At 72.2% G+C, this 22,415-nt stretch carries 22 protein-coding genes and 2 tRNA genes; 10 read left to right on the top strand and 14 right to left on the bottom strand.

Annotated elements, in window-relative coordinates; translation table 11 throughout:
• Positions 1–164: 164 nt before the first annotated feature.
• The 4 genes from rsrA to AC069X_RS02670 all read right to left on the bottom strand — a co-directional run bounded on the left by rsrA (position 165) and on the right by AC069X_RS02670 (position 3,031).
• Positions 165–476 carry a mycothiol system anti-sigma-R factor gene (gene rsrA / locus AC069X_RS02685; RefSeq protein ID WP_478724295.1) on the bottom strand — a complete coding sequence of 104 codons (312 nt, stop codon included), beginning with the start codon at positions 474–476 and terminating at the stop codon, positions 165–167.
• Complete coding sequence (locus AC069X_RS02680; RefSeq protein ID WP_007266438.1) at positions 473–1,117, bottom strand: sigma-70 family RNA polymerase sigma factor; 645 nt, start codon at positions 1,115–1,117, stop codon at positions 473–475. The genes rsrA and AC069X_RS02680 overlap by 4 nt, the downstream gene beginning before the upstream one ends.
• A 358-nt stretch (positions 1,118–1,475) precedes the next feature.
• Positions 1,476–2,126, bottom strand: coding sequence for an alpha/beta hydrolase family protein (locus AC069X_RS02675; protein ID WP_478724293.1), 651 nt, complete (start codon positions 2,124–2,126; stop codon positions 1,476–1,478).
• Between the two features lie 89 nt (positions 2,127–2,215).
• Entirely contained in the window at positions 2,216–3,031 is an 816-nt protein-coding gene (locus tag AC069X_RS02670) for an SOS response-associated peptidase (protein WP_478724291.1), read from the bottom strand.
• Between the two features lie 53 nt (positions 3,032–3,084).
• Here AC069X_RS02670 and AC069X_RS02665 point away from each other — a divergent pair, with 53 nt between their 5' ends.
• The 4 genes from AC069X_RS02665 to AC069X_RS02650 all read left to right on the top strand — a co-directional run bounded on the left by AC069X_RS02665 (position 3,085) and on the right by AC069X_RS02650 (position 6,659).
• Positions 3,085–3,798 carry a M50 family metallopeptidase gene (locus AC069X_RS02665; protein WP_478724289.1) on the top strand — a complete coding sequence of 238 codons (714 nt, stop codon included), beginning with the start codon at positions 3,085–3,087 and terminating at the stop codon, positions 3,796–3,798.
• Between the two features lie 53 nt (positions 3,799–3,851).
• On the top strand, positions 3,852–5,201 hold the full coding sequence (aroA, locus tag AC069X_RS02660; RefSeq protein ID WP_478724287.1) for a 3-phosphoshikimate 1-carboxyvinyltransferase: 1,350 nt from the start codon (positions 3,852–3,854) through the stop codon (positions 5,199–5,201).
• Positions 5,202–5,211: 10 nt separating this feature from the next.
• Positions 5,212–6,222, top strand: coding sequence for a ribosome small subunit-dependent GTPase A (gene rsgA / locus AC069X_RS02655; RefSeq protein WP_478724285.1), 1,011 nt, complete (start codon positions 5,212–5,214; stop codon positions 6,220–6,222).
• Between the two features lie 113 nt (positions 6,223–6,335).
• Positions 6,336–6,659, top strand: coding sequence for a DMT family transporter (locus tag AC069X_RS02650; RefSeq protein ID WP_388933858.1), 324 nt, complete (start codon positions 6,336–6,338; stop codon positions 6,657–6,659).
• On the opposite strand, the gene AC069X_RS02645 is transcribed toward AC069X_RS02650, so the two are convergent.
• The gene (locus tag AC069X_RS02645) at positions 6,625–7,194 is read right to left on the bottom strand and encodes a TetR/AcrR family transcriptional regulator (RefSeq protein WP_478724283.1); all 570 of its coding nucleotides are present in this window, start codon (positions 7,192–7,194) and stop codon (positions 6,625–6,627) included. The genes AC069X_RS02650 and AC069X_RS02645 overlap by 35 nt on opposite strands.
• 137 nt (positions 7,195–7,331) lie before the next feature.
• Between AC069X_RS02645 and hisN the strand changes: the two genes are divergently transcribed.
• Together hisN and AC069X_RS02635 are read left to right on the top strand one after the other, a co-directional pair.
• On the top strand, positions 7,332–8,138 hold the full coding sequence (hisN, locus tag AC069X_RS02640; RefSeq protein ID WP_478724281.1) for a histidinol-phosphatase: 807 nt from the start codon (positions 7,332–7,334) through the stop codon (positions 8,136–8,138).
• Between the two features lie 175 nt (positions 8,139–8,313).
• Positions 8,314–8,706 carry a CBS domain-containing protein gene (locus AC069X_RS02635; protein WP_478724279.1) on the top strand — a complete coding sequence of 131 codons (393 nt, stop codon included), beginning with the start codon at positions 8,314–8,316 and terminating at the stop codon, positions 8,704–8,706.
• Between the two features lie 130 nt (positions 8,707–8,836).
• On the opposite strand, the gene AC069X_RS02630 is transcribed toward AC069X_RS02635, so the two are convergent.
• Entirely contained in the window at positions 8,837–10,306 is a 1,470-nt protein-coding gene (locus AC069X_RS02630) for a catalase (protein WP_478724278.1), read from the bottom strand.
• A 127-nt stretch (positions 10,307–10,433) separates the two neighbouring features.
• On the opposite strand from AC069X_RS02630, the gene AC069X_RS02625 reads away from it, so the two are divergent.
• Entirely contained in the window at positions 10,434–10,850 is a 417-nt protein-coding gene (locus tag AC069X_RS02625; protein WP_478724276.1) for a Fur family transcriptional regulator, read from the top strand.
• A 151-nt stretch (positions 10,851–11,001) separates the two neighbouring features.
• On the opposite strand, the gene AC069X_RS02620 is transcribed toward AC069X_RS02625, so the two are convergent.
• From AC069X_RS02620 to AC069X_RS02605, 4 genes are all read right to left on the bottom strand, one after another.
• Positions 11,002–11,075 (bottom strand) — tRNA-Met (locus tag AC069X_RS02620).
• A gap of 69 nt (positions 11,076–11,144) precedes the next feature.
• Positions 11,145–12,992 carry a tetratricopeptide repeat protein gene (locus AC069X_RS02615; RefSeq protein WP_478724275.1) on the bottom strand — a complete coding sequence of 616 codons (1,848 nt, stop codon included), beginning with the start codon at positions 12,990–12,992 and terminating at the stop codon, positions 11,145–11,147.
• 222 nt (positions 12,993–13,214) lie between these two features.
• Positions 13,215–13,288 (bottom strand) — tRNA-Met (locus tag AC069X_RS02610).
• A 59-nt stretch (positions 13,289–13,347) separates the two neighbouring features.
• Positions 13,348–16,227, bottom strand: coding sequence for a UPF0182 family membrane protein (locus AC069X_RS02605; protein WP_478724358.1), 2,880 nt, complete (start codon positions 16,225–16,227; stop codon positions 13,348–13,350).
• Between the two features lie 125 nt (positions 16,228–16,352).
• On the opposite strand from AC069X_RS02605, the gene AC069X_RS02600 reads away from it, so the two are divergent.
• A complete protein-coding gene (locus tag AC069X_RS02600) occupies positions 16,353–16,922 on the top strand; it encodes a PPA1309 family protein (protein WP_478724273.1) in 570 nt (189 codons plus the stop codon).
• A gap of 40 nt (positions 16,923–16,962) precedes the next feature.
• Here the strand turns inward: AC069X_RS02600 and AC069X_RS02595 are convergent, their stop codons facing one another.
• The 4 genes from AC069X_RS02595 to AC069X_RS02580 form a co-directional block, all read right to left on the bottom strand.
• Positions 16,963–18,051 carry a YlbL family protein gene (locus AC069X_RS02595; protein WP_478724271.1) on the bottom strand — a complete coding sequence of 363 codons (1,089 nt, stop codon included), beginning with the start codon at positions 18,049–18,051 and terminating at the stop codon, positions 16,963–16,965.
• 118 nt (positions 18,052–18,169) lie between these two features.
• The gene (locus AC069X_RS02590) at positions 18,170–18,367 is read right to left on the bottom strand and encodes a hypothetical protein (RefSeq protein ID WP_478724269.1); all 198 of its coding nucleotides are present in this window, start codon (positions 18,365–18,367) and stop codon (positions 18,170–18,172) included.
• 150 nt (positions 18,368–18,517) lie between these two features.
• Positions 18,518–18,979: a molybdenum cofactor biosynthesis protein MoaE gene (locus AC069X_RS02585; RefSeq protein ID WP_478724267.1), complete on the bottom strand. Its 462-nt coding sequence runs from the start codon at positions 18,977–18,979 to the stop codon at positions 18,518–18,520.
• A 132-nt stretch (positions 18,980–19,111) separates the two neighbouring features.
• Positions 19,112–20,278, bottom strand: a complete 1,167-nt coding sequence (locus tag AC069X_RS02580; RefSeq protein ID WP_478724265.1) for an SDR family oxidoreductase — start codon at positions 20,276–20,278, stop codon at positions 19,112–19,114.
• A gap of 192 nt (positions 20,279–20,470) precedes the next feature.
• Here AC069X_RS02580 and AC069X_RS02575 point away from each other — a divergent pair, with 192 nt between their 5' ends.
• Positions 20,471–21,859 carry a zinc-dependent metalloprotease gene (locus AC069X_RS02575; protein ID WP_478724263.1) on the top strand — a complete coding sequence of 463 codons (1,389 nt, stop codon included), beginning with the start codon at positions 20,471–20,473 and terminating at the stop codon, positions 21,857–21,859.
• Positions 21,856–22,398 carry an NUDIX hydrolase gene (locus AC069X_RS02570; protein WP_478724261.1) on the top strand — a complete coding sequence of 181 codons (543 nt, stop codon included), beginning with the start codon at positions 21,856–21,858 and terminating at the stop codon, positions 22,396–22,398. The genes AC069X_RS02575 and AC069X_RS02570 overlap by 4 nt, the downstream gene beginning before the upstream one ends.
• The last annotated feature ends 17 nt before the right edge of the window (positions 22,399–22,415 follow it).

The raw sequence follows: 22,415 nt of genomic DNA, 5'->3' as shown, positions 1-22,415 counted from the left end.
GTACCGGATCGGAGCGGTACCGCGAGGGGAGAATAGGGCGGCCCCCGAACGGAGCGGGGCACATCTTCGCATTGCGCCGTACGGGCGCCCCCGGATTAGCACCTTCGAGTGAACGAAGTGGGCTTCCGGGGGCGTCGGTTCGGTGATTCGGCCCGGCCCGGCGTTCAGCCGGTGGCGGGCCCCGCGGTGATGTCGGTGATGTCGCCCTCGGGCACGGCCTGGCCCGAACGGATCAGTTCGATCCGGCCCATCACCTTGGAGCGGAGGTCGGTCGGCACGTCGTCCGATCCGCAGCAGCGCTTGACCAGCTTCTTGACGGCCTGTTCCAGGCCGTACTTCTCCAGACAGGGATTGCACTCGCCGAAGTGCGTCTCGAACTTCGTGCAGTCACTGTCGGGCATCTCGTGGTCCAGGAACTCGTAAAGATGGTCCAGGACCTCGGCGCACTCCGTCTCGTGCGGCTCTCCGCAGCTCATGAGCCCGAGCCTTTCAGGTCGTTCGACTCTCCCGCGCCGGCGGGGACCAGCCCGCGCTCACGGGCGTAGTCCTCCAGCATTCCGCGGAGTTGACGGCGGCCACGGTGCAGTCGCGACATGACCGTACCGATGGGTGTACCCATGATGTCCGCGATCTCCTTGTACGCAAAGCCCTCTACGTCGGCAAGATAGACCGCGATGCGGAACTCCTCGGGAATGGCCTGGAGGGCTTCCTTCACGTCCGAATCCGGCAGGTGGTCGAGCGCCTGCGATTCGGCGGAACGCAGACCGGTCGACATGTGCGACTCGGCACGCGCGAGCTGCCAGTCCTCGATCTCCTCCGCGGCGCTGCGCTGCGGCTCACGCTGCTTCTTGCGGTAGGAGTTGATGAACGTGTTGGTCAGAATGCGGTAGAGCCACGCCTTGAGGTTGGTGCCCTCGCGGAACTGGTGGAAGGACGCGTACGCCTTCGCGTACGTCTCCTGGACCAGGTCCTCGGCGTCGGCCGGATTGCGCGTCATGCGCAGCGCGGCGGAGTACATCTGGTCGAGGTAGCCGAGGGCGTCCCGCTCGAAACGCGCGTTGCGCTCAGCGGTCGTCTCCTGCGCCTGGCCTTCGTCGGTCCCAGCGACAGGACCCACCTCCTCCGACAGCGTGGCGGCTCCGAAAGCGGATCCGCTCGAATCGGAGAATAGTCGACCATCCCGGCCCTCCGCCGCCCGAAGCGAGCCGCGCTTGGGGGCGGGCAGCACCGTCCAGTCCAGGTCAGCGGCCTGCGGACGGTTCTGGCTGATGACCTGGGTCATGCGCTCCCTCTCCTCCGACGTCTTTTCCCTGCGTTCCGACACTCGGGACAACAGGCGGCCCGGGCAGCGCATTCCCGGGCGCGCCAAGGGTTTCCGGCATTTCCCGGGGCCGGGCGGGGGCGGGTGAGCGGGGTCACTCCGGAATCTGTCAGGTCCGGACCACGGCCGGAGCGCGGCGGAGGCGGTTCCGGGCTCAGCCGGTGAGCCGGGCGAGCCACGGCGCCACCGCGCCGGTGATCACCGCCAGGGCCTCGTCCTGGGTCAGGGCGGCCTTCTTCGGGACGGCGAAGCCGTGGTCCCCGGAGTCCACCTCCACCAGCTCGTACGGGTCCTCCGCGCCCGGATCCGGGAACTCCCCGGGCCGCCCGAAGGGGTCCCGGCCGCCCTGGACCACCAGGACCGGCCGCCCGGCACCGAGCAGCTCATCGGCCCGCGACTTCTCGGGCCTGCCCGGCGGGTGCAGCGGGAAGGCCAGCGCCAGCACCCCGGCCGCGCCCAGACCGGCGGCGGTCCGGCAGGCCACCCGGGCCCCGGCGCTGCGCCCGCCGGCCACCACCGGCAGCCCGGGGCGCTCCAGCGCGGGCCACAGCGCCCGCCAGCCCTCGTCCAGCACCTTGGGGGCGGCCGCGACCTTCTTCCCGGCGACCCGCCAGGGCTGCTCGACGAGGGCCACGGTGACGCCCCGGGCGGGCAGGTCCGCGGCCAGGGCCTGGAGGTCGCGGGCCTCGATGCCGCCGCCGGCGCCGTGGCCGAGGGCCAGCACCAGCTTCGCGGCGCGGGCGGTGTGCCAGGTGATCCGGGCCTCGCCGGCCGGGGTGGCGACGCTCTCGGTACGGGTGCTCATGGGCCCATCCTGCCGGGCGGCGGGCCCCGGAGCGGAACACCGGGCCCGCGTCGTGACCCGCGCGCTGGAAGCTGGAAGCGCGCTGGAAGCTAGAAGAGGGTGGCCTCCTCGGGCGCCTCCAGCTCCGCGAGGAGCTCGGGCCCGTTGTTCCGTACGCTGCTCACGGCCGTGGACACCGGGTAGGCCCGCATCAGCCCGCCGGGCGGGGGCGCCAGCAGGTCCCGCAGGCCGTCCTCGTCGGTGCGGGCGGGGTCCAGCCAGGCGTCCCAGCGGTCCGGGGTCAGCATCAGCGGCATGCGGGGGTGGATCTCGGAGAGCGAGCGCGGCCCCTCGGCGGGCGCCACCCCCAGCGGGGTCGTCTCGGCCTCGGCGGTGATCACCGAGCAGGTGGCCCACCAGGCCCGCGGGTGGTCGGCGGGCAGGGTGCCGTCGCGCCAGAACTCGTAGATCCCGGCCATCGCGAAGACCGAGCCGTCGGCGGGGAGCACGAAGTAGGGCTGCTTGCGGGCCCGCTTCTTCTTCCCCTCGACCTCCAGCTGCCGCTCCTCGTGGGCGGTGACCCATTCGTAGTACCCGTCGGCGGGGACGATGCAGCGGCGCTGCGCGAAGGGGCGGCGGAAGGACGGCTTCTCGTGCAGGGTCTCGGACCGGGCGTTGATCATCCGGGCGGCGCCGTCGGGGTTCTGCGCCCAGGAGGGGACCAGTCCCCACTTCAGCACCCGCAGCTGGCGAACCGGACGCGGGTCCCGCGCGTCTTTCAGGGGACGGTCGAGGACGACGTGGACCTCCTTCGTCGGCGCCACGTTCCAGTCGGGGGCCAGGGTCTCGCTCGGCTCCCACCGCTCGATCCCGAATATCCCCGCCAGCTCCCCGGGCGTACGACTCGCCGCAAACCTTCCGCACATGGCTGACACACTGCCATGGACCCGACCCCCGACCGCAAGGAGTCCGCCACTCCATGGACAGCAGCACGACGGCCGGCCTCTGGGACCGGCTCTCCGGAATACAGACCTCGCCCCCCTGGTGGCTGGTGGTGGTGACGGGGCTGGCCGCGCTCGCGGTGGTGGCTCCGCGGCCGGTGTGGCTCGTCGCCCGGAACGCGATCACCATCGCGCACGAGGGCGGCCACGGGCTGGTGGCGCTGCTGACCGGGCGCCGGCTCACCGGGATCCGCCTGCACTCCGACACCAGCGGGCTCACCCTCAGCTGGGGCAAGCCGACCGGGATCGGGATGGTCCTGATGCTCGCCGCCGGCTACACGGCGCCCGCGCTGCTGGGCCTGGGCGGGGCGGCGCTGCTGGCGGCGCACCGGATCACGCTGCTGCTGTGGGCGGCGACCGCGCTGCTGCTGGTGATGCTGGTGATGATCCGGAACGCGTACGGGCTGCTGACGGTGGTACTGACCGGCGGAACCTTCCTGCTGGTGTCCTGGAAGGCTCCGGAGGCGGTCCAGGCGGCGTTCGCGTACGCGGTGGTGTGGTTCCTGCTGCTGGGCGCGGTGCGGCCGGTGTTCGAGCTCCAGGCCCAGCGCCGGGGCGGCGCGGCGCCGGAGTCGGACGCCGACCAGCTGGGCCGGCTCACCCACGTCCATCCCGTCGCCTGGCTGCTCCTGTTCCACACGGTCACCCTGTGCTGCCTCATCGGCGGCGGGCGGTGGCTGCTCGCCCTCTGAGACGGGGCCGCGATCCAGATCCGGGGCCGTGGCGAGCCACTAAAGTAAGGGCCATGACCGAGACCCCCGCGCTCCAAGACCTCTGGCCCGCTCCGCTCGCGGACGGGGCCGTCCACGCCACCGTCACCGTGCCGGGGTCCAAATCGGTCACCAACCGCGCCCTCGTGCTCGCCGCCCTCGCGGCCGAGCCGGGCTGGGTGCGCCGCCCGCTGCGCTCGCGCGACTCCCAGCTGATGTCGGACGCGCTGCGCGCGCTGGGCGTCGGCATCGAGGAGACCGTCTCCTCCAGCTCCGCCGACGGCGACAGCGGCGAGGCCTGGCGGATCATCCCGGCCGCCCTGCACGGCCCGGCCACCGTCGACGTGGGCAACGCGGGCACGGTCATGCGCTTCCTGCCGCCCGTGGCCACCCTCGCCGACGGCGACATCCGTTTCGACGGCGACCCGCGCTCCTACGAGCGTCCGCTCGGCCAGGTCATCACCGCCCTGCGCGCCCTCGGCGCCCGGATCGACGACGACGGCCGCGGCGCGCTGCCGATGACCGTCCAGGGCGGCGGGGCCCTGGAGGGCGGCACGGTCGAGATCGACGCCTCCAACTCCTCGCAGTTCGTCTCGGCGCTGCTGCTGTCCGCGCCGCGCTTCAACCAGGGCGTCGAGGTGCGGCACGTGGGCGGCAAGCTGCCGTCCATGCCGCACATCCGGATGACCGTGGAGATGCTCCGGGCGGCCGGCGCCCAGGTGGACACCCCCGAGGCGGGCGGCGAGAAGGACGTGTGGCGGGTGTCGCCGGGTGCGCTCCTCGGCCGCGACATGGTCGTCGAGCCCGACCTGTCCAACGCCCAGCCGTTCCTGGCGGCGGCGCTGATCACCGGCGGCACGGTGACGATCCCGGACTGGCCGCGCCGCACCACGCAGCCCGGTGACGCGCTGCGCGAGATCTTCACCGCGATGGGCGGCTCCTGCGAGCTGACCGACGCGGGCCTGGTCTTCAGCGGCACGGGCAGGATCCACGGCATCGACGTGGACCTGAGCGAGGTCGGCGAGCTGACCCCGGGCATCGCGGCGGTCGCGGCGCTGGCCGACGGCCCGTCCACCCTGCGCGGGGTGGCGCACCTGCGGCTGCACGAGACGGACCGCCTGGCGGCGCTCACCAAGGAGATCAACGAGCTCGGCGGCGACGTCACCGAGACCGAGGACGGCCTGCACATCCGCCCGCGCAGGCTGCACGGCGGTGTCTTCCACACCTACGACGACCACCGCATGGCCACCGCCGGCGCGGTGATCGGCCTGGCCGTGGCGGGCGTGGAGATCGAGAACGTGGCGACGACCGCGAAGACCCTGCCGGACTTCCCGACGATGTGGACGGACATGCTCGCGGGAGCGGAAGCAGGAGCGGGAGCGTAGGGGCCCCGTCATGCGCAGGTACGGCAAGCACACCGACGAGGACGACATCCGCCAGCGCCCGAACCCCAAGGGCAACCGGGCCAGGACGAACATCCGGCCCAAGCACGAGGACGCCGCCGACGGCTTCGTCCTCACCGTGGACCGCGGCCGGCTGACCTGCCTGGTCGAGGACCGCAAGGTCACCGCCATGAAGGCCCGCGAGCTGGGCCGCAAGGCGGCGGTGGTCGGCGACCGGGTGTCGCTCGTCGGTGACCTGTCCGGCAAGAAGGACACCCTGGCGCGGATCGTGCGGATCCAGGAGCGCGCGTCCGTGCTGCGGCGCACCGCGGACGACGACGACCCGTACGAGCGGGTGGTCGTCGCCAACGCCGACCAGCTGGCCATCGTCACGGCGCTGGCCGACCCGGAGCCCCGGCCCCGGATGATCGACCGCTGCCTGGTGGCCGCGTACGACGCCGGGCTGGAGCCGCTGCTGGTGCTCACCAAGTCCGACCTGACCTCCGCGGACAAGATCCTGGAGGTCTACTCGACCTTCGGCCTGAACTACGTGGTCACCAACCGCGAGGAGCTGGAGACGGGCGACGCCGCCGCGCGGGTGCGCGAGCGGCTGGAGGGCCGGATCACCGCCTTCGTCGGCCACTCCGGCGTCGGCAAGACCACCCTGGTCAACTCGCTGGTCGGCGAGGGCCGCCAGCGGGCCACCGGGCACGTCAACGCGGTCACCGGCCGCGGCCGGCACACCACCACCTCGGCGCTCGCCCTGCCGCTGCCCTCCGGGGACGGCTGGGTCATCGACACCCCGGGGGTCCGCTCCTTCGGCCTGCACCACGTGGACCCGTCGCGGGTGGTCCTGGCCTTCCCGGACCTGGTGCCGGGCACGGAGGAGTGCCCGCGCGCGTGCAGCCACGACGAGCCGGACTGCGCGCTGGACCAGTGGGTGGAGGACGGTCACGCGGACCCGGCGCGGCTGTACTCGCTGCGGCGGCTGCTCCAGACCCGTGAGCGCCGCGAGGGCGACTGACCGCCGGCCCGCGGCAGCCTGATCGTCCGGTGGGGTTTGCCACCACCTCCGTCTGGTAAATGCATAATCGCACCAAGTGACGCCGAGTCACCTGACGCGGGGAGGCATACGCCATGGCGTGGCTGCTGGTCGTGGTCGCCGGAATCCTGGAGACGGGCTTCGCGGTCTGCCTCAAGCTGTCGCACGGGTTCACCCGGCTGTGGCCGACGATCGCCTTCGCCTGCTTCGCGCTCGGCAGCTTCGGGCTGCTGACCCTGGCGCTGAAGAAGCTGGACGTGGGCCCGGCGTACGCGGTGTGGACGGGCATCGGGGCGGCCGGGACGGCGATCTACGGCATGGTGTTCCTGGGCGACCTGGTCTCCACCCTGAAGCTCGTCTCGATCACCCTGGTGATCATCGGGGTCATCGGCCTCCAGCTCTCCGGTTCGGCGCACTGAGCAGCCGCAGCAGCTCCGCCGCCGCGGCCGGTTCCTGGCCCGGCTCCCCCGGCGCGACCACGTAGGACAGCGCGAGCCGTACGGCGAGCTCGCAGCGGCGCGCCGGCTCCTGCGGCAGCGCGGCGGCGGCCCGGTCGCGCGCGGCCCGGGTCAGCTCCCCCGGCCCGAGCGCCTGCCGGCCCCCGGCCGGGGGCGGCGACGGCAGCCCCGGCCCCCAGGAGCCGGTGAGCAGGGCCCGTACGAGCACCCGCGCGCGGGCCGCCCGTACCGTCCAGTCGGCGACGGCCGCGAGCCGCTCGGCGGAGCCGCGCGAGGCGGGGGCGGCCAGGGCCCGTTCCACCCCGTCGAGGTACCAGTCGGCGGCCCGGCGCACCAGGGCGCGGCCCAGGCCCGCCTTGCCGCCGAACTCGTTGTAGAGGGTCTGCCGCGACACTCCGGCGGCGGCCGCGACCTCGACCATCTTCACCGCCGGCCAGGGCCGGGCGGCCAGCGCGGCCTCGGCCGCTTGCAGCAGGGACTCACGGGCCGTCGGCATCGCCACCTCCCCGCTGGTTCGCCGGACCGGGCTCCTCCCACCAGAGTTGACGGGCCGCCAGATCCCGTCAAGGGCGCGTCCCGGCCGCACTGTGGACCTCGTTCGCGGGGCCCGCGCGGTCTCGGTACTGTTCGGCCATGTCCACGTATGCCGATGACCTGCGCCTCGCCCTCGAACTCGCCGACGCGGCGGACGCCGCGACGATGCAGCGCTTCCGCGCCCTCGACCTCCAGGTCGAGACGAAGCCGGACATGACCCCGGTGAGCGAGGCCGACAAGGCCGCCGAGGAGGTCGTCCGGGCGGGGATCCTGGCCGCGCGGCCCGACGACGCGATCCTGGGCGAGGAGTACGGGCTCAAGGGCAGCGGGCCGCGCCGGTGGGTCGTGGACCCGATCGACGGGACGAAGAACTACGTGCGCGGCGTCCCCGTGTGGGCGACGCTGATCTCCCTGATGGCCGAGGCGGGGGACGGGGTGTTCCGCCCGGTCGTCGGCGTGGTCTCCGCGCCGGCGCTGGGCCGCCGCTGGTGGGCCTCGCAGGGCGGGGGCGCCTTCGCGGGCGGCGCGCTCGGCGAGCCGGCCGGTCCGATCTCGGTGTCGAAGGTGACCTCCCTGGACGACGCCTCGTTCGCCTACTCCTCGCTGAGCGGCTGGGAGGAGCAGGGCCGGCTCCCGGGCTTCCTCGACCTGACGCGCGCGTGCTGGCGCACGCGGGCGTACGGCGACTTCTGGCCGTACATGATGGTCGCGGAGGGCTCGCTGGACCTGTGCGCCGAACCGGAGCTGAACCTGTGGGACATGGCCGCGATCGCGGTCGTGGTGCAGGAGGCGGGCGGCCGGTTCACCAGCCTGGCCGGGGTGGAGGGCGTGGACGGCGGCAACGCGGCGGCGTCGAACGGCCTGCTGCACGACGAGATGCTGGGGTACCTGGACCGGACGGCCTGACGGCCCGTGCGCCCGGCGCCCTCGCGCGCCGAGCGTACCCCCTTGATGACTTTGCGTACCCGTGGGAGTCTGAAAATCCCCCCGCTTGTGCGCTTGTGAACGACTTCTCTAAGTGGAAGTCCTCGCGCTCCGCACCCACCCAGGCGGGGGCTCACCCCAGGAGGTGGCTGTCTCCATGCTCGTCCGCGACGCCATGAGCACCGTGATCCTGACCCTCGGACCCGCCCACACACTCCGTCAGGCGGCCTGCCTGATGTCCGGCCGGCGCGTCGGCGCGGCCGTCGTCCTCGACCCCGAGCACAGCGGGGTCGGCATCCTGACCGAGCGCGACATCCTGAACTCGATCGGCGCCGGCCACGACCCCGACCGGGAGTCGGTGGGCGCCCACACCACGAACAACGTCGTCTTCTGCACCCCCGAGGCGACCGTGCAGGAGGCCGCCGAGGCCATGGTCCACGGCGGGTTCCGGCACCTGATCGTGCTGGAGGACGGCGGCCCGGTCGGCATCGTCTCCGTCCGCGACGTCATCCGCTGCTGGGTGCCGGCCCGCCGGGCCGTGCCCGCGTAGAAGGCCGTCGGGCCGGACCCCTGACGGGATCCGGCCCTTCGGCTCTCGGCGAGCAACCACCGATCGTGGTTCCCCTGCGGCGGGCGGCCGCCTCCGCGAGAGCGGCGGCGCAGCCGCAGAGGGGCCCGTGTCAGCCGCGGAGGGCCTGGACCGCGGCTTCGAGCCGCTTGCCGAAGTCGGCGTCCGCCTGGCGGAAGTTGCCGATCGCACGCTCGACGATGTCGTCGCGGGAGACCTTGGCGATGAAGCCCGACAGGTTCTCGATCAGACGGGACTTCTCGTCCTCGGAGAAGAGGCGGTAGAGGTTGCCCGCCTGCACGAAGTCGTCGTCCTCGGCGTGCGAGGGGGTGGCGTGGTTGCCCGTGCCGCCGGTGACGGGGGTCGGCTCCCACAGCGGGCGGCCCGTCTGGAAGGGCCCGCCGAAGCTGTTGGGCTCGTAGTTCTTCGACCCCTTGTGGCGGCCGTCGTACAGGTGGCCGTCGCGGGAGTTGGTGCGCGCCTCGGTGGCGTGCGGACGGTTCACCGGCAGGTGGTCGGCGTTGATGCCGACGCGGTAGCGGTGGGCGTCGCCGTAGGCGAAGAGGCGGCCCTGGAGCATCTTGTCCGGGGAGGGGCCGATGCCGGGGACGAAGTGCGCCGGGGAGAAGATGCTCTGCTCGACCTCGGCGAAGACGTTCTCCGGGTTGCGGTTGAGCTCCAGCTTGCCGATCTCGACCGGCGGGTAGTCCTCGTGCGGCCACACCTTGGTGAGGTCGAACGGGTTGAAGCGGTAGGCCGCCGCGTCGGCGGCGGGCATGATCTGGACCTGCACCGTCCAGGTCGGGAAGTCGCCGCGCTCGATGGACTCGCGCAGGTCGCGCTGGTGGGAGTCCGGGTCCTCGCCGGCGATCCGGTTGGCCTCGGCCTGGGTGAGGTTCTTGATGCCCTGGTCGGTCTTGAAGTGGTACTTGACCCAGAAGACCTCGCCGGCCTCGTTGTTCCACTGGAACGTGTGCGAGCCGTAGCCGTTCATGTGGCGGTAGGACGCCGGTATGCCGCGGTCGCCGAACAGCCAGGTCACCTGGTGGGTGGACTCGGGCGACAGGCCCCAGAAGTCCCAGACGTTGTCCGCCTCCTGGGAGCCCGTGTACGGGTCGCGCTTCTGGGTGTGGATGAAGTCGGGGAACTTGATGGCGTCCCGGATGAAGAAGACCGGGGTGTTGTTGCCGACGAGGTCGTAGTTGCCCTCTTCGGTGTAGAACTTCAGCGCCCAGCCGCGGGGGTCGCGGCGGGCGTCGGCGCCACCGAGGCTGTCCGCGACGGTGGAGAAGCGCAGAAACGTTTCCGTCTGCTTGCCGACCTCGGAGAGGAACTTCGCGCGGGTGTACCGGGTGACGTCCGCCGTCACCGTGAAGGTGCCGTAGGCGCCGGCGCCGCGGGCGTGGACCACGCGCTCCGGGATGCGCTCGCGGTTGAAGTGCGCGAGCTTCTCCAGCAGCAGCTGGTCCTGGACCAGGACCGGTCCGCCGACGCCGGCCGTCTCGCTGTTCTGGTTGTCGGCGACCGGAGCCCCGGCCTCCGTGGTGAGCGGTCCCTGCGTCACGTGCGCCTCCTGCGGCATTGCGGTGCGTCCTGTCCTGGCTACTTCCAGAACTGATCCTACGCTGGACTTTGTCTAAGTCAACCAAGGGTCCAAGTCCATATCTGTTCGGGAACTGCACCGATTCCCCGCTGTTAGGCTGGCGGGTATGAGTGACCTGCTGGAACGACTTCGCGGACGCGGCTGGCGCATGACGGCCCAGCGCCGCGTCGTGGCCGAGGTGCTCGACGGTGACCACGTTCACCTGACGGCAGACGAGGTGCACGCACGGGCCGTGGCCAAACTGCCCGAAATCTCTCGGGCCACGGTCTACAACACCCTCGGCGAGCTCGTATCGCTCGGCGAGGTCCTGGAAGTCTCGACGGACCGGCGGGCCAAGCGGTACGACCCGAACGCCCACCGCCCCCACCACCACCTGGTCTGCGCCCAGTGCGGTGCGATCCGTGACGTCCACCCGGCGGGCGACCCGCTGGCCGACCTGCCCGACGGCGAGCGCTTCGGCTTCGTGGTCTCGGCGGTCGAGGTGACGTACCGCGGGGTCTGCCCGAACTGCGCGGGCGCCTGACGCGTTCACACGCTCATACGGAGGAAGGCCGGGAGCCCTGGGCTCCCGGCCTCCTTCCGCTGCCGTCGTACGCCACCGGCCCCGCGTCCGGATTCGCGTTCAGAAACGACTCGAGGCCCGGATCCATGGGATCCGGGCCTCGGGCCTTCAGTAGCGGGGACAGGATTTGAACCTGCGACCTCTGGGTTATGAGCCCAGCGAGCTACCGAGCTGCTCCACCCCGCGTCGGTAAACACGACTCTACGGGAGGCCGCCCGGCAGATGCAAATCAATTGGCCGGCACCCGGCCCGGGCTCAGGCGGACAGTTCCTCCGCGAGCGCGTCGCGCAGCCGGGCGGCGCGCTCGGCCACCTCGGCCGGACCCAGCTCCATGGCCCGTGCGCACCACTTCTGCCCCTCGGCCAGGTCGCCGTGCCGGGCCGCGAGCAGCCCGAGGCGCAGCGCGGCCCGGCCGTGCCCGGCCACCGCCGCGCGGGTCCACCACAGGGCCGCCTCGGGCTCGCTGCCCTCGCGGGCCAGCAGCAGCCCGAGGTTGAAGGCGCCGTTGCGCGAGCCGGCCTCCGCCGCCTCCCGGTACCACCGGGCGGCCGTCGCGAGGTCGCCCCGGGCGGCGGCGAGCATGCCGACCCGCACCTGGGCCCGGCGGTGGCCCTGCTCGGCGGCGCGGGCGTACCACTCCTCGCTCTCGGTGCGGGCGGCGCCGCCGACGGGCTCGCCGAGGGCGACCGGCTCCGGTGGCGGGGCCAGCGACTCCAGCAGGGCGGCCAGCCGGAAGGCCGCCTCGGCGCTGCCGCCGCCCGCGGCGCAGCGCAGGTGCCGCTCGGCGGCCCGCTCCTCGCCGTCGCGCACCAGGGCGATGCCGACCTGGAGCGCCGCGTCGGTGTGCCCGGCGGCGGCGGCCCGCTCGTACCACTTCAGGGCGGAGCGGTCCTCGTCCCGGCTGGCGAAGAGGATCCCGAGGTTGAAGGCGGCGTCGACGCTGCCCGCCTCCGCCGCCTTGGAGAACCACGGCTCGGCGCCGGCCGCGTCCCCGGCCTGGAGCAGCATGATCGCCAGGGCGTTGGCGGCCTCGCGGTGGCCGGCGTAGGCCGCCCGGCGGTACCACTGCTCGGCCTGCGCGGTCCGCTCCTGGGCGGCGCAGAGCAGGGCCAGGTTGTAGGCGCCGTTGTGGTCGCCGGCGTCCATCGCGACCCGGTACCACTTCTCGGCCGTCTGGGTCTCGCCCCGGGCCGCGTGGAGGGCGCCCAGGGCGTTCGCCGCGTTGCCGTCGCCGTCCTGGGCCGCGCGGTGCCACCAGGCGGCCGCGCTGTCCTCGTCCCCGGCGTCGCGCAGCAGGAAGCCGAGGGCGCAGGCCGCACGGGCCTCGCCCTGCTTGGCGGAGCTCAGGTACCAGCGGCCGGCCTCCTTCAGCTCGCCGCGCGCCTCCAGCAGGGCGCCGAGGTGCAGCCCGGCGCGGCGGTGGCCGCGTGCCGCGGCCTGGCGGTACCACTGCTCGGCCTCGGCGGGGTCGCCCTTGCGCAGGTGGCGGGCGAGGCGGTAGGCGGCCTCGCGGTGGCCCTGCTCGGCGGCGGCGCGGAACCAGCGCTCGATGCCCTTGTCCCCGCGGTGCTCCAGCAGGTCGGCCAGGCCGTACGCGCCCAGGGCGTGTCCGGACTCCGCGGCCTGGCGCAGCCAGTACTCGGCGGCCGGCTCGTCCCCGCGCTCGCGGTAGTGGCGGCCGAGGGCGTGCGCGGCGGGGGCGGATCCGGCGACGGCGGCGACCCGCCACCAGCCGGCGGCCTCGTCGGGGTAGCCGCGCTGGAGGAGCAGGACCCCGAGATTGTTGGCGGCGGCGCGGTCGCCGGCGCCGGTGGCGCCGCGCAGGTAGGGCTCGGCCCCGGCCAGGTCACCGCGGCGCAGCAGCAGGGCGCCGAGCACGCTCATGGCGCCCGGGTCGCCCTTGTCGGCGGCCACCCGGTGGCGGGCCTCCAGCTCGGCGTCGGTGGCGCCCTCGGCGTCCCCGAAGGCTTCTGCCGCGAAATCCGCATCGGTCAGTGCGGTCTGCGCGTTAACAGTCGGAGCGGCCACGCCCGTTCCCGTGCCCGACTCTGCCTCCGCCCTCACAAACCGCCCTGTCTCCAGCAGAGTTGACCTGTCCCCCATAAATCCCATCGTCGCATCACCTGCTACATGCGTACACCTGGTATGTCGCAGCCAGTGAGGTCACTACAGCGTTTTGTCGACATGCCCACAGAGAGACAAGTCAAACACGCTCACGCTCCAACTCACCCGCCCCAGTGACCCCGTGTCTCCCAGCGGCACCTTTTCGGTGCTCCGGGCACGACGAAGGCCCGGATCCCATTGGATCCGGGCCTTCGTCTTCAGTAGCGGGGACAGGATTTGAACCTGCGACCTCTGGGTTATGAGCCCAGCGAGCTACCGAGCTGCTCCACCCCGCGTCGGTGAAACAACAGTATCACGACGCGGGACCGAGCCATTACCGGGTTGTGCGCACCGCCTAGCCGGCCGGCTTGGGCGCCGTCAGCTTCGCCTCCGCGTCGATCGCCCGCTTCAGCGCCGCCTGGAGGTCGCTCTGCGCCTTGCCGTACGCGGCCCAGTCGCCCGCCTTCATGGCCTTGTCGGCTTCCTCGACCGCCTTCTGGGCGTCGGCGAGGGCCGCCTTGACCGTGGGGTCCTGCGCGGTCGGCGGGGTGTTCGGGTTCGTCGGCGTGGTCGGCGGCGTCGGCGTGGTCGGGGTCGTCGGGGCCTCGGCTCCGAAGACCACGTTCAGCGCCTTCTCCAGGGTGTCCTCGAAGGCCGTCTGGCCGCCGTAGGTCACCAGCACCTTGCGCAGCAGCGGGTACTTCAGCCCGGAGCTGCGCACGTACACCGGCTCCACGTAGAGCATCCCGCCGTCCATCGGGACCGCGAGCAGGTTGCCGTACTCGATCTCCGAGTCACCGCCGCGCAGCAGCCGGATCGACTCGGCGATCTTCGGCTCCGACTGGAACTTGCTCTGGACCTGGCCGGGGCCGTCCGGCGGCTTGCTGGTCGGCATCTTCAGGATTCGGATCTTGCCGTACTCCGGGGTACCGGGATCGGCGTTCACCGCCATGAAGGCGCTCAGGTTGGGCCGCTCGTTCGGCGTGAAGGTCGTCGTGAGCGAGAAGACCTGGTCCTTCTCCGGCTGGCCCGGCATCTTCATCGACAGGTAGTAGGGCGGGACCGCCGTGCCGGCCTTGGTCGTCGGGTCGTCCGGGACGGCCCAGGCCTCACTGCCGCTGAGGAAGGTCTGCGGGTCGGTGACGTGGTACCGGGTCAGCAGCTCGCGCTGGACCTTGAAGAGGTCCTGCGGGTACCGCAGGTGGTCCATGAGCGGCTTGGCGATCTCGCTCTTCGGCTTGACCGTGCCGGGGAAGGCCTTCATCCAGGTCTTCAGGACCGGGTCCTTGGTGTCCCACTGGTACAGCTCGACCGTGCCGTCGTACGCGTCGACGGTGGCCTTCACCGAGTTGCGGATGTAGTTGACCTGGTTCTCCTGGGCGACCACCGCGCGCTGGCTATTGGTCAGCGAGTCCGCGGTGCTCCGGCCCAGCGTGGTGCGCGAGGCGTACGGGTAGCCGTTCGTCGTCGTGTACGCGTCGACGATCCACTTGATCCGGCCGTCGACGACCGCCGGGTAGGGGGCGCCGTCGATGGTCAGCCAGGGGGCGACGGCCTCGACACGGTCCTTGGGCGTGCGGTTGTACAGGATCCGCGAGCCCTCGCCGATGGCGCCGGAGTAGAGGATCTGCGGCTCGCTGAAGGCGAGCGCGTACGCGGCCCGGTTGACCGGGTTGTCCAGGTTGACCCCGGAGTTGCCCTTGTAGCTGGTCTCCTTCTCGCCCTTGTCGTCCGAGTAGTCGAGCTCCTTCTGCGGACCGCCGACGATCGAGTACTGCTTCGTCTGCTCGCCGTAGTAGATGCGCTGCTCGAAGTCCGTCCCGAACATGCCCTTGGAGGGCAGGTCGGACTGGGTGAAGTCGGGGGCGCCGTCCTTGACGGTGGTGCCCTTGGCCGCGACCACGCCGTAACCGTGCGTGTACTTGAAGTGGTCGTTGATCCAGTTGTTCTTCGGGATGCCGCCGATGTTCAGCTCGCGCAGCCCGATGACCGTGTCCTGGCCGTCGTACCGGTCGACCGCCAGCGTGGACGGGAAGCCGTAGTAGCCCTTGACCTGCTGGAGCTGCTGGAAGGCCGGCGAGACGATGTTCGGGTCGAGGAGGCGCAGGCTGGCGGTGGTGTCGGCCACCGAGCGCAGCTTGGTGCGGTCCTCGGTCTGCGGCACGCCCGGGTAGTCCTTGACGTCGGCCCCGGCGATCCCGTAGGCGTCGCGCGTGGCCTTGATGTTCTTCTCGACGTACGGGGATTCCTTGGCCTGCTCGTTCGGCTGGACCTGGAACTTCTGGACGATCGCCGGGTACAGCCCGCCGATCAGGATCGCCGAGAGGACCATCAGGCCGAAGCCGATGACCGGCAGCTGCCAGGTGCGCCGCCACAGGGTGGCGAAGAACAGCACCGCGCAGATCGCCGCGATGGCGACGAGGATCGTCTTCGCCGGCAGGTAGGCGTTGGCGTCGACGTAGCGCAGGCCGGTCCAGTTGTCGGCGGCCTTGAAGTCACTGGACTTCACGGCGAGGCCGTACCGGTCGAGCCAGTACGCGACGGCCTTGAAGGTGACGAAGAGGCCGAGCAGCACTGACAGGTGCCCGGTCGCCGCGGCGGTGGCGCGGGCGCCCGGGCTGGTCACGCGCAGGCCGCCGTACAGGTAGTGCACGACGACGGCGGCGATCACCGAGAGCACGACCGCGGCGAAGCCGAACCCGAGCAGGAACCGGTACCACGGCAGGTCGAAGGTGTAGAACGACACGTCCAGGCGGAACTGGGGGTCCTTCTGCCCGAAGGGCACCCCGTTCACGTACATGAGCCAGGTCTTCCACTGGCCGGCCGCCGAGGCGCCCGCGATCAGGCCGACGACCGCCGAGATGGCCAGGAGCAGCCACTTCTTGTACGGGGCGACGCTCATCCGGTAGCGGTCGAGGCTCTGCTGCTCCATCGACATCGCGCTGAGCGGCGGCCGCAGCCGGTACGCCAGCCAGATGTTCAGCCCGACGGCACCGGCCATCAGCAGCCCGAAGACGGCGAAGAGGCCGACCTTGGTCCACAGGGTGGTGGTGAAGACCGAGGAATACTTGACGGATCGGAACCAGAGCCAGTCCGTCCAGAACCCGGCGAACATGATGAACGCCATGGCCAGGACGGCAAGGACGCCCAAAGTCGTCAGTAGAGTCCGGGCGCGCCGGGACGGGCGGCCGACTCTCATCCGTGGCCCGGAGGGGCCTCCGCCGCGGTCCGGCATCTGGAAAGCCAAGGTGCGCACCTCGAAAGTCGCTGTGTCTGGTGGTGGGCCCCGATCGTAGGCCCCACCCATGCAACTTACTGAGGCTTTAGTCAGTTCCCGGTATCGGGGGTGAAGGAGGCAGGATGTTGTCCATGTCCAACCTTTCGCCCTCCCCCGGCACCCCCATGGCGGCCAGTCCGCTGACCCGCGCCGTCCTCGAGATCGACGAGTACGCGTCCACCCTCGGCTGGGACAAGCCGGCCCGGCTCTTCGCCCTGGTCGACACGGCCCGGCTGCGGAGGCAGGAGCCCCGCATCGCCGGGCAGCTCGGCCTGGACCAGGACGACGCCGGCAAGAGCCAGCTGACCCCGATCGAGCAGGAGGAGGTGCCGGCCGGGACCCCGCTGGACAAGTTCCTCGGCACCATCGCCTGGCCCGACGCGGTCGCCGGGTGCGCCCTGACGGTGGAGCGGCTGATGCTGCCGCCGTCCGCGGAGGCCTCCGTACCGGAGGGGCTCAGCGACAAGCAGCTGGCCAAGTGGGTCGCCGGCCACCCCGAGCGGCAGGAGGTCCGCCTGACGGTGGGCGTGCTGCGCGACGGCTCGCGCGAGTCGGCCGTACGGCTGCGCGACAAGGACTCCTCCAGCGAGGTGCTGACCGGCGCGGGCCTGGTGCCCGGGCTGGCCGAAGCGCTGGCCGCGACCTTCGCCTAGGGCGCGCCCCCGCCTGTGGCGGGGGTGGGAGGGGGCACGGTCAGGACGCGGTGCACTTCGGCAGTCCGGCCGTGTCCCCCTTGCCGATCTTCTCCAGCGCCTTGGTGGCGTCCGCGATGGTGGCGACCTTCACCAGGGTCAGGCCGTCGGGGGTGTGCGAGGCGGCGGAGGCGCAGTTCTCGGCCGGGGTCAGGAAGTATTCGGCCCCGGCCTTGCGGGCTCCGATGGTCTTCATCTGGATGCCGCCGATGGGGCCGACCCTGCCCTCGTCGTCGATGGTGCCGGTGCCCGCGATGAACTTGCCGCCCGTGAGGTCCTCGGGGGTGAGCTTGTCGACGATGCCGAGGGCGAACATCAGGCCGGCGCTCGGGCCGCCGACGTCGGCGAGCTTGATGTCGATCGGGAACGGGAAGGTGTGGTCGGTCCCGGCCCGGATGCCGACGATGGCGTGGCCGTCGTCCTCCGCCTTGCCCGCGGTGATGGTGATCTTCGAGGTGCCGGTGGGCTCGCGGTTGCCCTTCTCGGCCTCGGCGGCCTCGGCCGCGGGCACGACGGTGAACACGACGGGTTCGCCGGGCTTGTGCTTGGTCACGAGCTTCGCGACGTCCCCGGGGACGGTGACGGCGGTGCCGTCGACCTCCTTGATCACGTCACCGGCGTGCAGCCTGCCCTCGGAAGGGCTGGCCTTGACGACGGTGGAGACGACGACGCGGGCGGTCACCGGGATGCCGAGCTGCTTGAGGGCGGCCACCTTGGCGCTCTCCTGCGACTGGCTGAACTCCTCGGCGTTCTCCTGCGTGGACTGCTTGTCCGTCTTGCCGTTCGGGTAGAGGTTCTCGTGCGGTACGACGATGTTGTCGCCGGCCAGCCAGCCGTACACCGCTTCCACCAGGTTCATGTCGTAGTCGGCGCCGGTGACGCGGACCGTGGTCATGTTGAGGTGGCCGCTGGTGGGGTACGTCTTGCGCCCCGAGATGTTCAGCACCGGCTCACCGCGCGAGTCACCCAGCGTGTTCACGGTGGGGCCCGGGCTCATCTCGGAGTACGGGACCTTGATGAAGACCCCGGCGCAGAGCAGCGCGAACAGCACGAGGAAGGAAGCGAGCATCGTCGCGGTGCGGCGTGGCATGGATCGACAGTACGGGACGGCCCGGCCGGGCGGCCCGTGGGGCCGGTCCGTACGGGGCCCGCGGACGGAACTCTCACCGGATTCTCAGCGGGGACGGGGAAGGGGCTCACGGGACGCGTCAGACGGCGTCGGAACCGGAGTGCGCCTTCTCGTTCGACCCGGCCCGGTCGGCCCTGTCCATGGCCTCGCGGAACCTGGCGTAGCCGGCCAGTTCGGATATGTCTCCCTGGGTGCGGTCGCGGGCCGCCCAGCTGCCCCATATCGCCGCTCCGATGGCGGCGAACAGCGGAATCAGCAACCACGCCAGTGATGCCATGAACGTGCCTCCCTGCCCCGAAAGTACGTGTCGTTGGTGGCTTCAACGCTCGTGCCCGGAGGGGGGTTACGCAAATCGAGGGCGTGTTGCGCGGCCGAACGGGGGTGACGCTACCCCCCGCCCGTCCGGACCCCGCGCCCGGCCCCCGGCTCAGCAGGCGCCGACCCACTCCTCGGTGCCGTCGGAGAACGTCTGGTGCTTCCAGATCGGGACCTCGTGCTTGAGGTCGTCGATCAGCATGCGGCAGGCCTCGAAGGCCTCGCCGCGGTGCGGGCAGGAGACGGCGACGATCACGGCCAGGTCGCCCACGGCCAGGTCGCCGACGCGGTGCACGGCCGCCAGCGCGCGGACCGGGTACTTCGCGATGACGCGGTCCGCGACGCGGCGCATCTCGGCCTCCGCCGTCGGGTGGCAGGAGTAGCCGAGCGAGTCGACGTCGGCGCCGCCGTCGTGGTTGCGCACGGTCCCGACGAAGAGGGTGGTGCCTCCCGTGGCGTCGTCGCCGACGGCCTGGAAGACCTCGTCGATGGAGAGCGGGGTCTCACGGATTTCGAGCAGGCGGACGGGGTCCTGGGCGGCCTGCTCGCCGGGGTGGTCGAAGTGCGGTGCCATGTTCCCCATCGTGCCCTAGCCGCCGATCCGGTGGAATAGCCGTTTCGCCCGGTGCCCGGCGCCGCGGTTGGGAGCCTCCTACAGGAGGCCGCGCCCCTCCGGCCCGGGCCGGGCCCGGGCCGGGCCCGCAGGTCAGAGGCCGCGGCGGCGCCGGGCGCGGCGTACGGCGGCCGCGGCGCCGAGCAGGGCCACCGTCGCACCGGCGGCGCCGGCGGCCGTGGCGGCGTCCTTGCGGCCCAGGCGGCGGCCCGCGACGGTGTGCCGGCCCGCGACCTCCTGGAGGAGCTCGGCGAGCACCTCCTCGTTGGTCCAGCGGGGCCGCCAGCCGGCCGCGTGCAGCCCGCTGACGCTGACCACCCACGGGTGCATCGTGTACGCGAGGTCCCCGGCCGGGGACGGGGTCAGGCCGATGCGGTGCAGCCGGGCCGCGGCGCCCAGGGCGACCGCCGAGGGCAGTTCCATGCGCCGGATCCCGCTGAGCTCCTCGACCTCCTCCTGTTCCAGCCAGCCCTCGCAGCCGACGGCGAGCTCTCCCTCGGCCTTCTCCAGGGCGGCGTACTCCAGGGCGCTGACCAGGTCCTCCACGTGGCAGAACTGCCAGGTGGGCCGGGAGCCGGCGCAGACGAGCAGGCGCGGGGACTCGAAGTACCGGGTCAGGGCGGTGTCCGTGCCGCCGACCAGGACCGCCGGGCGTACGACCGTCACGTTCAGCCCGGGGTGCGCGCGGGGGGCGCGGCGGCCCAGGCGCTCGATCTCCAGCAGGTCGCCGACGCCGGTGGCCTCGGCGGTGGCCCGCAGCTCGGAGTCCTCCGAGAGCGGGATGTCGTTGTCGGGCAGGGCTCCGTAGACCATCGCCGAGGTGCACAGCACGACCCGGTGCACGCCGGCCGCGGCGGCGGCGGTCAGCACGGTCTGGGTCCCGCGTACGTTGTACGCCGTACGGGCCGCGGGGTCCGACTCCAGGTCCAGGTCGAGCGCGAGGTGGACGACCACGTCCGCGCCGCGCAGCTTCTCCGCGATCGCGGGGTCCCGTACGTCCAGGACGTGCCACTGCGCGGCGGCGCAGTCCCCGCGCCGCTCGTCGATCGCGACGACCTGCTTGACCTCGTCGGATTCGACGAGCCGGCTCACCAGGGCCGCGCCGACCCCGGAGGCGGCGCCGGTCACCGCGATCACGGGGCTGGGACGGCGCGGGCCGGCCTGGTTTCGCGGCTGGCGAACGCCGGGGGCGCTGTCGTCGTGGTCAGGGCGGTTTTCGGCGTCGTGCGGCGCGCGAGCCTGCGGATCTGGGGAACTCACCGGGCGTCTCCAGCGGTTGTCTTCAGTGGGGACGCGCTGTGACGCGTACCCACCAGGTGATGTCCATCCTGCCGCAGCCCAGGACCCGGCGGAGCACCGAGACCGGAAGCGGGAGTGGTGTCTACGCTGGGTGGTGTTGTCCTACCATCGCCCGTCGGCGTCCGCCGGCGGCCCTACGAGCCGAGGAAACCCGTGAGCGACACCCCATTCGGATTCGGCCTTCCGCCGGAGGAGCCGGAGGACGGCGACAAGGGCAAGAAGGGCGGCCAGGGCGGCCCGGCCAATCCGTTCGGGTTCGGCCCGGGCGGTCCCGGCGGCTTCCCCGGCGGCGCGGAGAATCCGTTCGCCGCGATGTTCGGCTCCATGAACCCGAACGACCTGGGTGCCGCCTTCCAGCAGCTCGGCCAGATGCTGAGCTACGAGGGCGGTCCCGTCAACTGGGACATGGCCAAGGACATCGCCCGCCAGACCGTCGCGCAGGGCACCGCGGACGGGGTCAAGGACGCGAGCGTCGGCATCGCGGAGAAGTCCGCGGTCGAGGAGGCCGTGCGCCTGGCCGACCTGTGGCTGGACGGCGTGACCTCGCTGCCGTCGGGCGCCAACGCGGCCGTCGCGTGGAGCCGCGCCGAGTGGGTCGAGGCGACCCTCCCGGTGTGGAAGGAGCTGGTGGACCCGGTCGCCGAGCGCGTCGGCGCGGCCATGGGCGGCGTGCTGCCCGAGGAGATGCAGGCCATGGCGGGCCCGCTGCTCGGGATGATGCGGTCCATGGGCGGGGCCATGTTCGGCCAGCAGATCGGCCAGGCCGTGGGCACGCTCGCGGGCGAGGTCGTCGGCTCCACGGACATCGGGCTGCCGCTGGGCCCGGCCGGGCGGGCGGCGCTGCTGCCGCTGAACATCGAGGCCTTCGGCAAGGACCTGGGCGTCCCCTCGGACGAGGTACGGCTGTACCTGGCGCTGCGCGAGGCGGCCCACGCCCGCCTGTTCGCGCACGTGCCGTGGCTGCGCTCGCACCTGTTCGGCGCGGTCGAGGGCTACGCGCGGGGCATCAAGGTCGACACCTCGAAGCTGGAGGACGTGGTCGGCCAGCTCGACCCGACGAACCCGGAGCAGCTCCAGGAGGCCCTGCAGGGCGGCATGTTCCAGCCGCAGGACACCCCGGAGCAGAAGGCCGCCCTGGCCCGCCTGGAGACGGCGCTCGCGCTGGTCGAGGGCTGGGTGGACGCGGTCGTGCACGAGGCGGCGAAGCCCCGTCTGACCTCGGCCGACGCGATGCGCGAGACCATGCGCCGGCGGCGTGCCTCGGGCGGTCCGGCGGAGCAGACCTTCGCGACGCTGATCGGGCTGGAGCTGCGGCCGCGGCGCCTGCGGGACGCCGCGCGGCTGTGGGCCTCTCTCACCGACGCGCGCGGGGTGGACGGCCGCGACGGGCTGTGGGAGCACCCGGACATGCTGCCGACGGCTTCCGACCTGGACGACCCGGACGGGTTCGTGCACCGCGAGCAGCTGGACTTCTCGGAGATCGACAAGATGCTCGGCGAGGCCGCCCAGCAGCGTGACGAAGAAGGCGACGACAAGAAGTGAGCCTGTACGAGGACGCCGTCCTGGTCCTGAAGGAGTACGAGGGCCCGGACGCCGAGCAGCAGGACCTGCGCGGGGTCTACCTGGAGCACCTGGCCGCCCATCCGGACGGGGTCTACAAGCCCTGTACGGCCGGTCACGTCACGGGCAGCGCGCTGGTGATCGACCCGGCCGGCGGCCGCGTGCTGCTGACCCTGCACAAGAAGCTCGGCCTGTGGCTCCAGATGGGCGGGCACTGCGAGCCCGGGGACACCAGCCTCGCCGGGGCCGCGATGCGCGAGGCCGTCGAGGAGTCGGGCATCGGCTCGGGGCTGACGCTGGTGGCGGGCGGGCCGGTGCGCCTGGACCGGCACCCGATCCCCGCGCCGTGCAACTGGCACCTGGACGTGCAGTACGCGGTGCTGGCCCCGGCCGGCGCGGAGCCGGAGATCAGCGACGAGTCGCTGGACCTGCGCTGGTTCGCGTACGACGAGGTCGCGGAGGTCGCCGACACCTCGGTGGTGCGGCTGCTGGAGGCGACGCGGGCGCGGCTGGGCGCGTGAGCTGATGCGGGGCGCGT

The organism is Streptomyces sp. NPDC043896 (assembly GCF_056435605.1).
The sequence above is the reverse complement of the archived record's forward strand: the minus strand, read 5'-3'. Positions and strand labels throughout refer to the sequence as shown.

Bases quoted from the DNA above. Each gene is read 5' to 3' on its own strand.
- aroA (WP_478724287.1), top strand. From the start codon at position 3,852: ATGACCGAGACCCCCGCGCTCCAAGACCTCTGGCCCGCTCCGCTCGCG.
- AC069X_RS02600 (WP_478724273.1), top strand. From the start codon at position 16,353: ATGTTGTCCATGTCCAACCTTTCGCCCTCCCCCGGCACCCCCATGGCG.
- AC069X_RS02650 (WP_388933858.1), top strand. From the start codon at position 6,336: ATGGCGTGGCTGCTGGTCGTGGTCGCCGGAATCCTGGAGACGGGCTTC.
- AC069X_RS02605 (WP_478724358.1), bottom strand. From the start codon at position 16,227: ATGCCGGACCGCGGCGGAGGCCCCTCCGGGCCACGGATGAGAGTCGGC.
- hisN (WP_478724281.1), top strand. From the start codon at position 7,332: ATGTCCACGTATGCCGATGACCTGCGCCTCGCCCTCGAACTCGCCGAC.
- AC069X_RS02665 (WP_478724289.1), top strand. From the start codon at position 3,085: ATGGACAGCAGCACGACGGCCGGCCTCTGGGACCGGCTCTCCGGAATA.
- AC069X_RS02585 (WP_478724267.1), bottom strand. From the start codon at position 18,979: ATGGCACCGCACTTCGACCACCCCGGCGAGCAGGCCGCCCAGGACCCC.
- rsrA (WP_478724295.1), bottom strand. From the start codon at position 476: ATGAGCTGCGGAGAGCCGCACGAGACGGAGTGCGCCGAGGTCCTGGAC.
- rsgA (WP_478724285.1), top strand. From the start codon at position 5,212: ATGCGCAGGTACGGCAAGCACACCGACGAGGACGACATCCGCCAGCGC.
- AC069X_RS02670 (WP_478724291.1), bottom strand. From the start codon at position 3,031: ATGTGCGGAAGGTTTGCGGCGAGTCGTACGCCCGGGGAGCTGGCGGGG.
- AC069X_RS02635 (WP_478724279.1), top strand. From the start codon at position 8,314: ATGCTCGTCCGCGACGCCATGAGCACCGTGATCCTGACCCTCGGACCC.
- AC069X_RS02645 (WP_478724283.1), bottom strand. From the start codon at position 7,194: ATGCCGACGGCCCGTGAGTCCCTGCTGCAAGCGGCCGAGGCCGCGCTG.
- AC069X_RS02590 (WP_478724269.1), bottom strand. From the start codon at position 18,367: ATGGCATCACTGGCGTGGTTGCTGATTCCGCTGTTCGCCGCCATCGGA.
- AC069X_RS02615 (WP_478724275.1), bottom strand. From the start codon at position 12,992: ATGGGGGACAGGTCAACTCTGCTGGAGACAGGGCGGTTTGTGAGGGCG.
- AC069X_RS02625 (WP_478724276.1), top strand. From the start codon at position 10,434: ATGAGTGACCTGCTGGAACGACTTCGCGGACGCGGCTGGCGCATGACG.
- AC069X_RS02675 (WP_478724293.1), bottom strand. From the start codon at position 2,126: ATGAGCACCCGTACCGAGAGCGTCGCCACCCCGGCCGGCGAGGCCCGG.
- AC069X_RS02630 (WP_478724278.1), bottom strand. From the start codon at position 10,306: ATGCCGCAGGAGGCGCACGTGACGCAGGGACCGCTCACCACGGAGGCC.
- AC069X_RS02595 (WP_478724271.1), bottom strand. From the start codon at position 18,051: ATGCCACGCCGCACCGCGACGATGCTCGCTTCCTTCCTCGTGCTGTTC.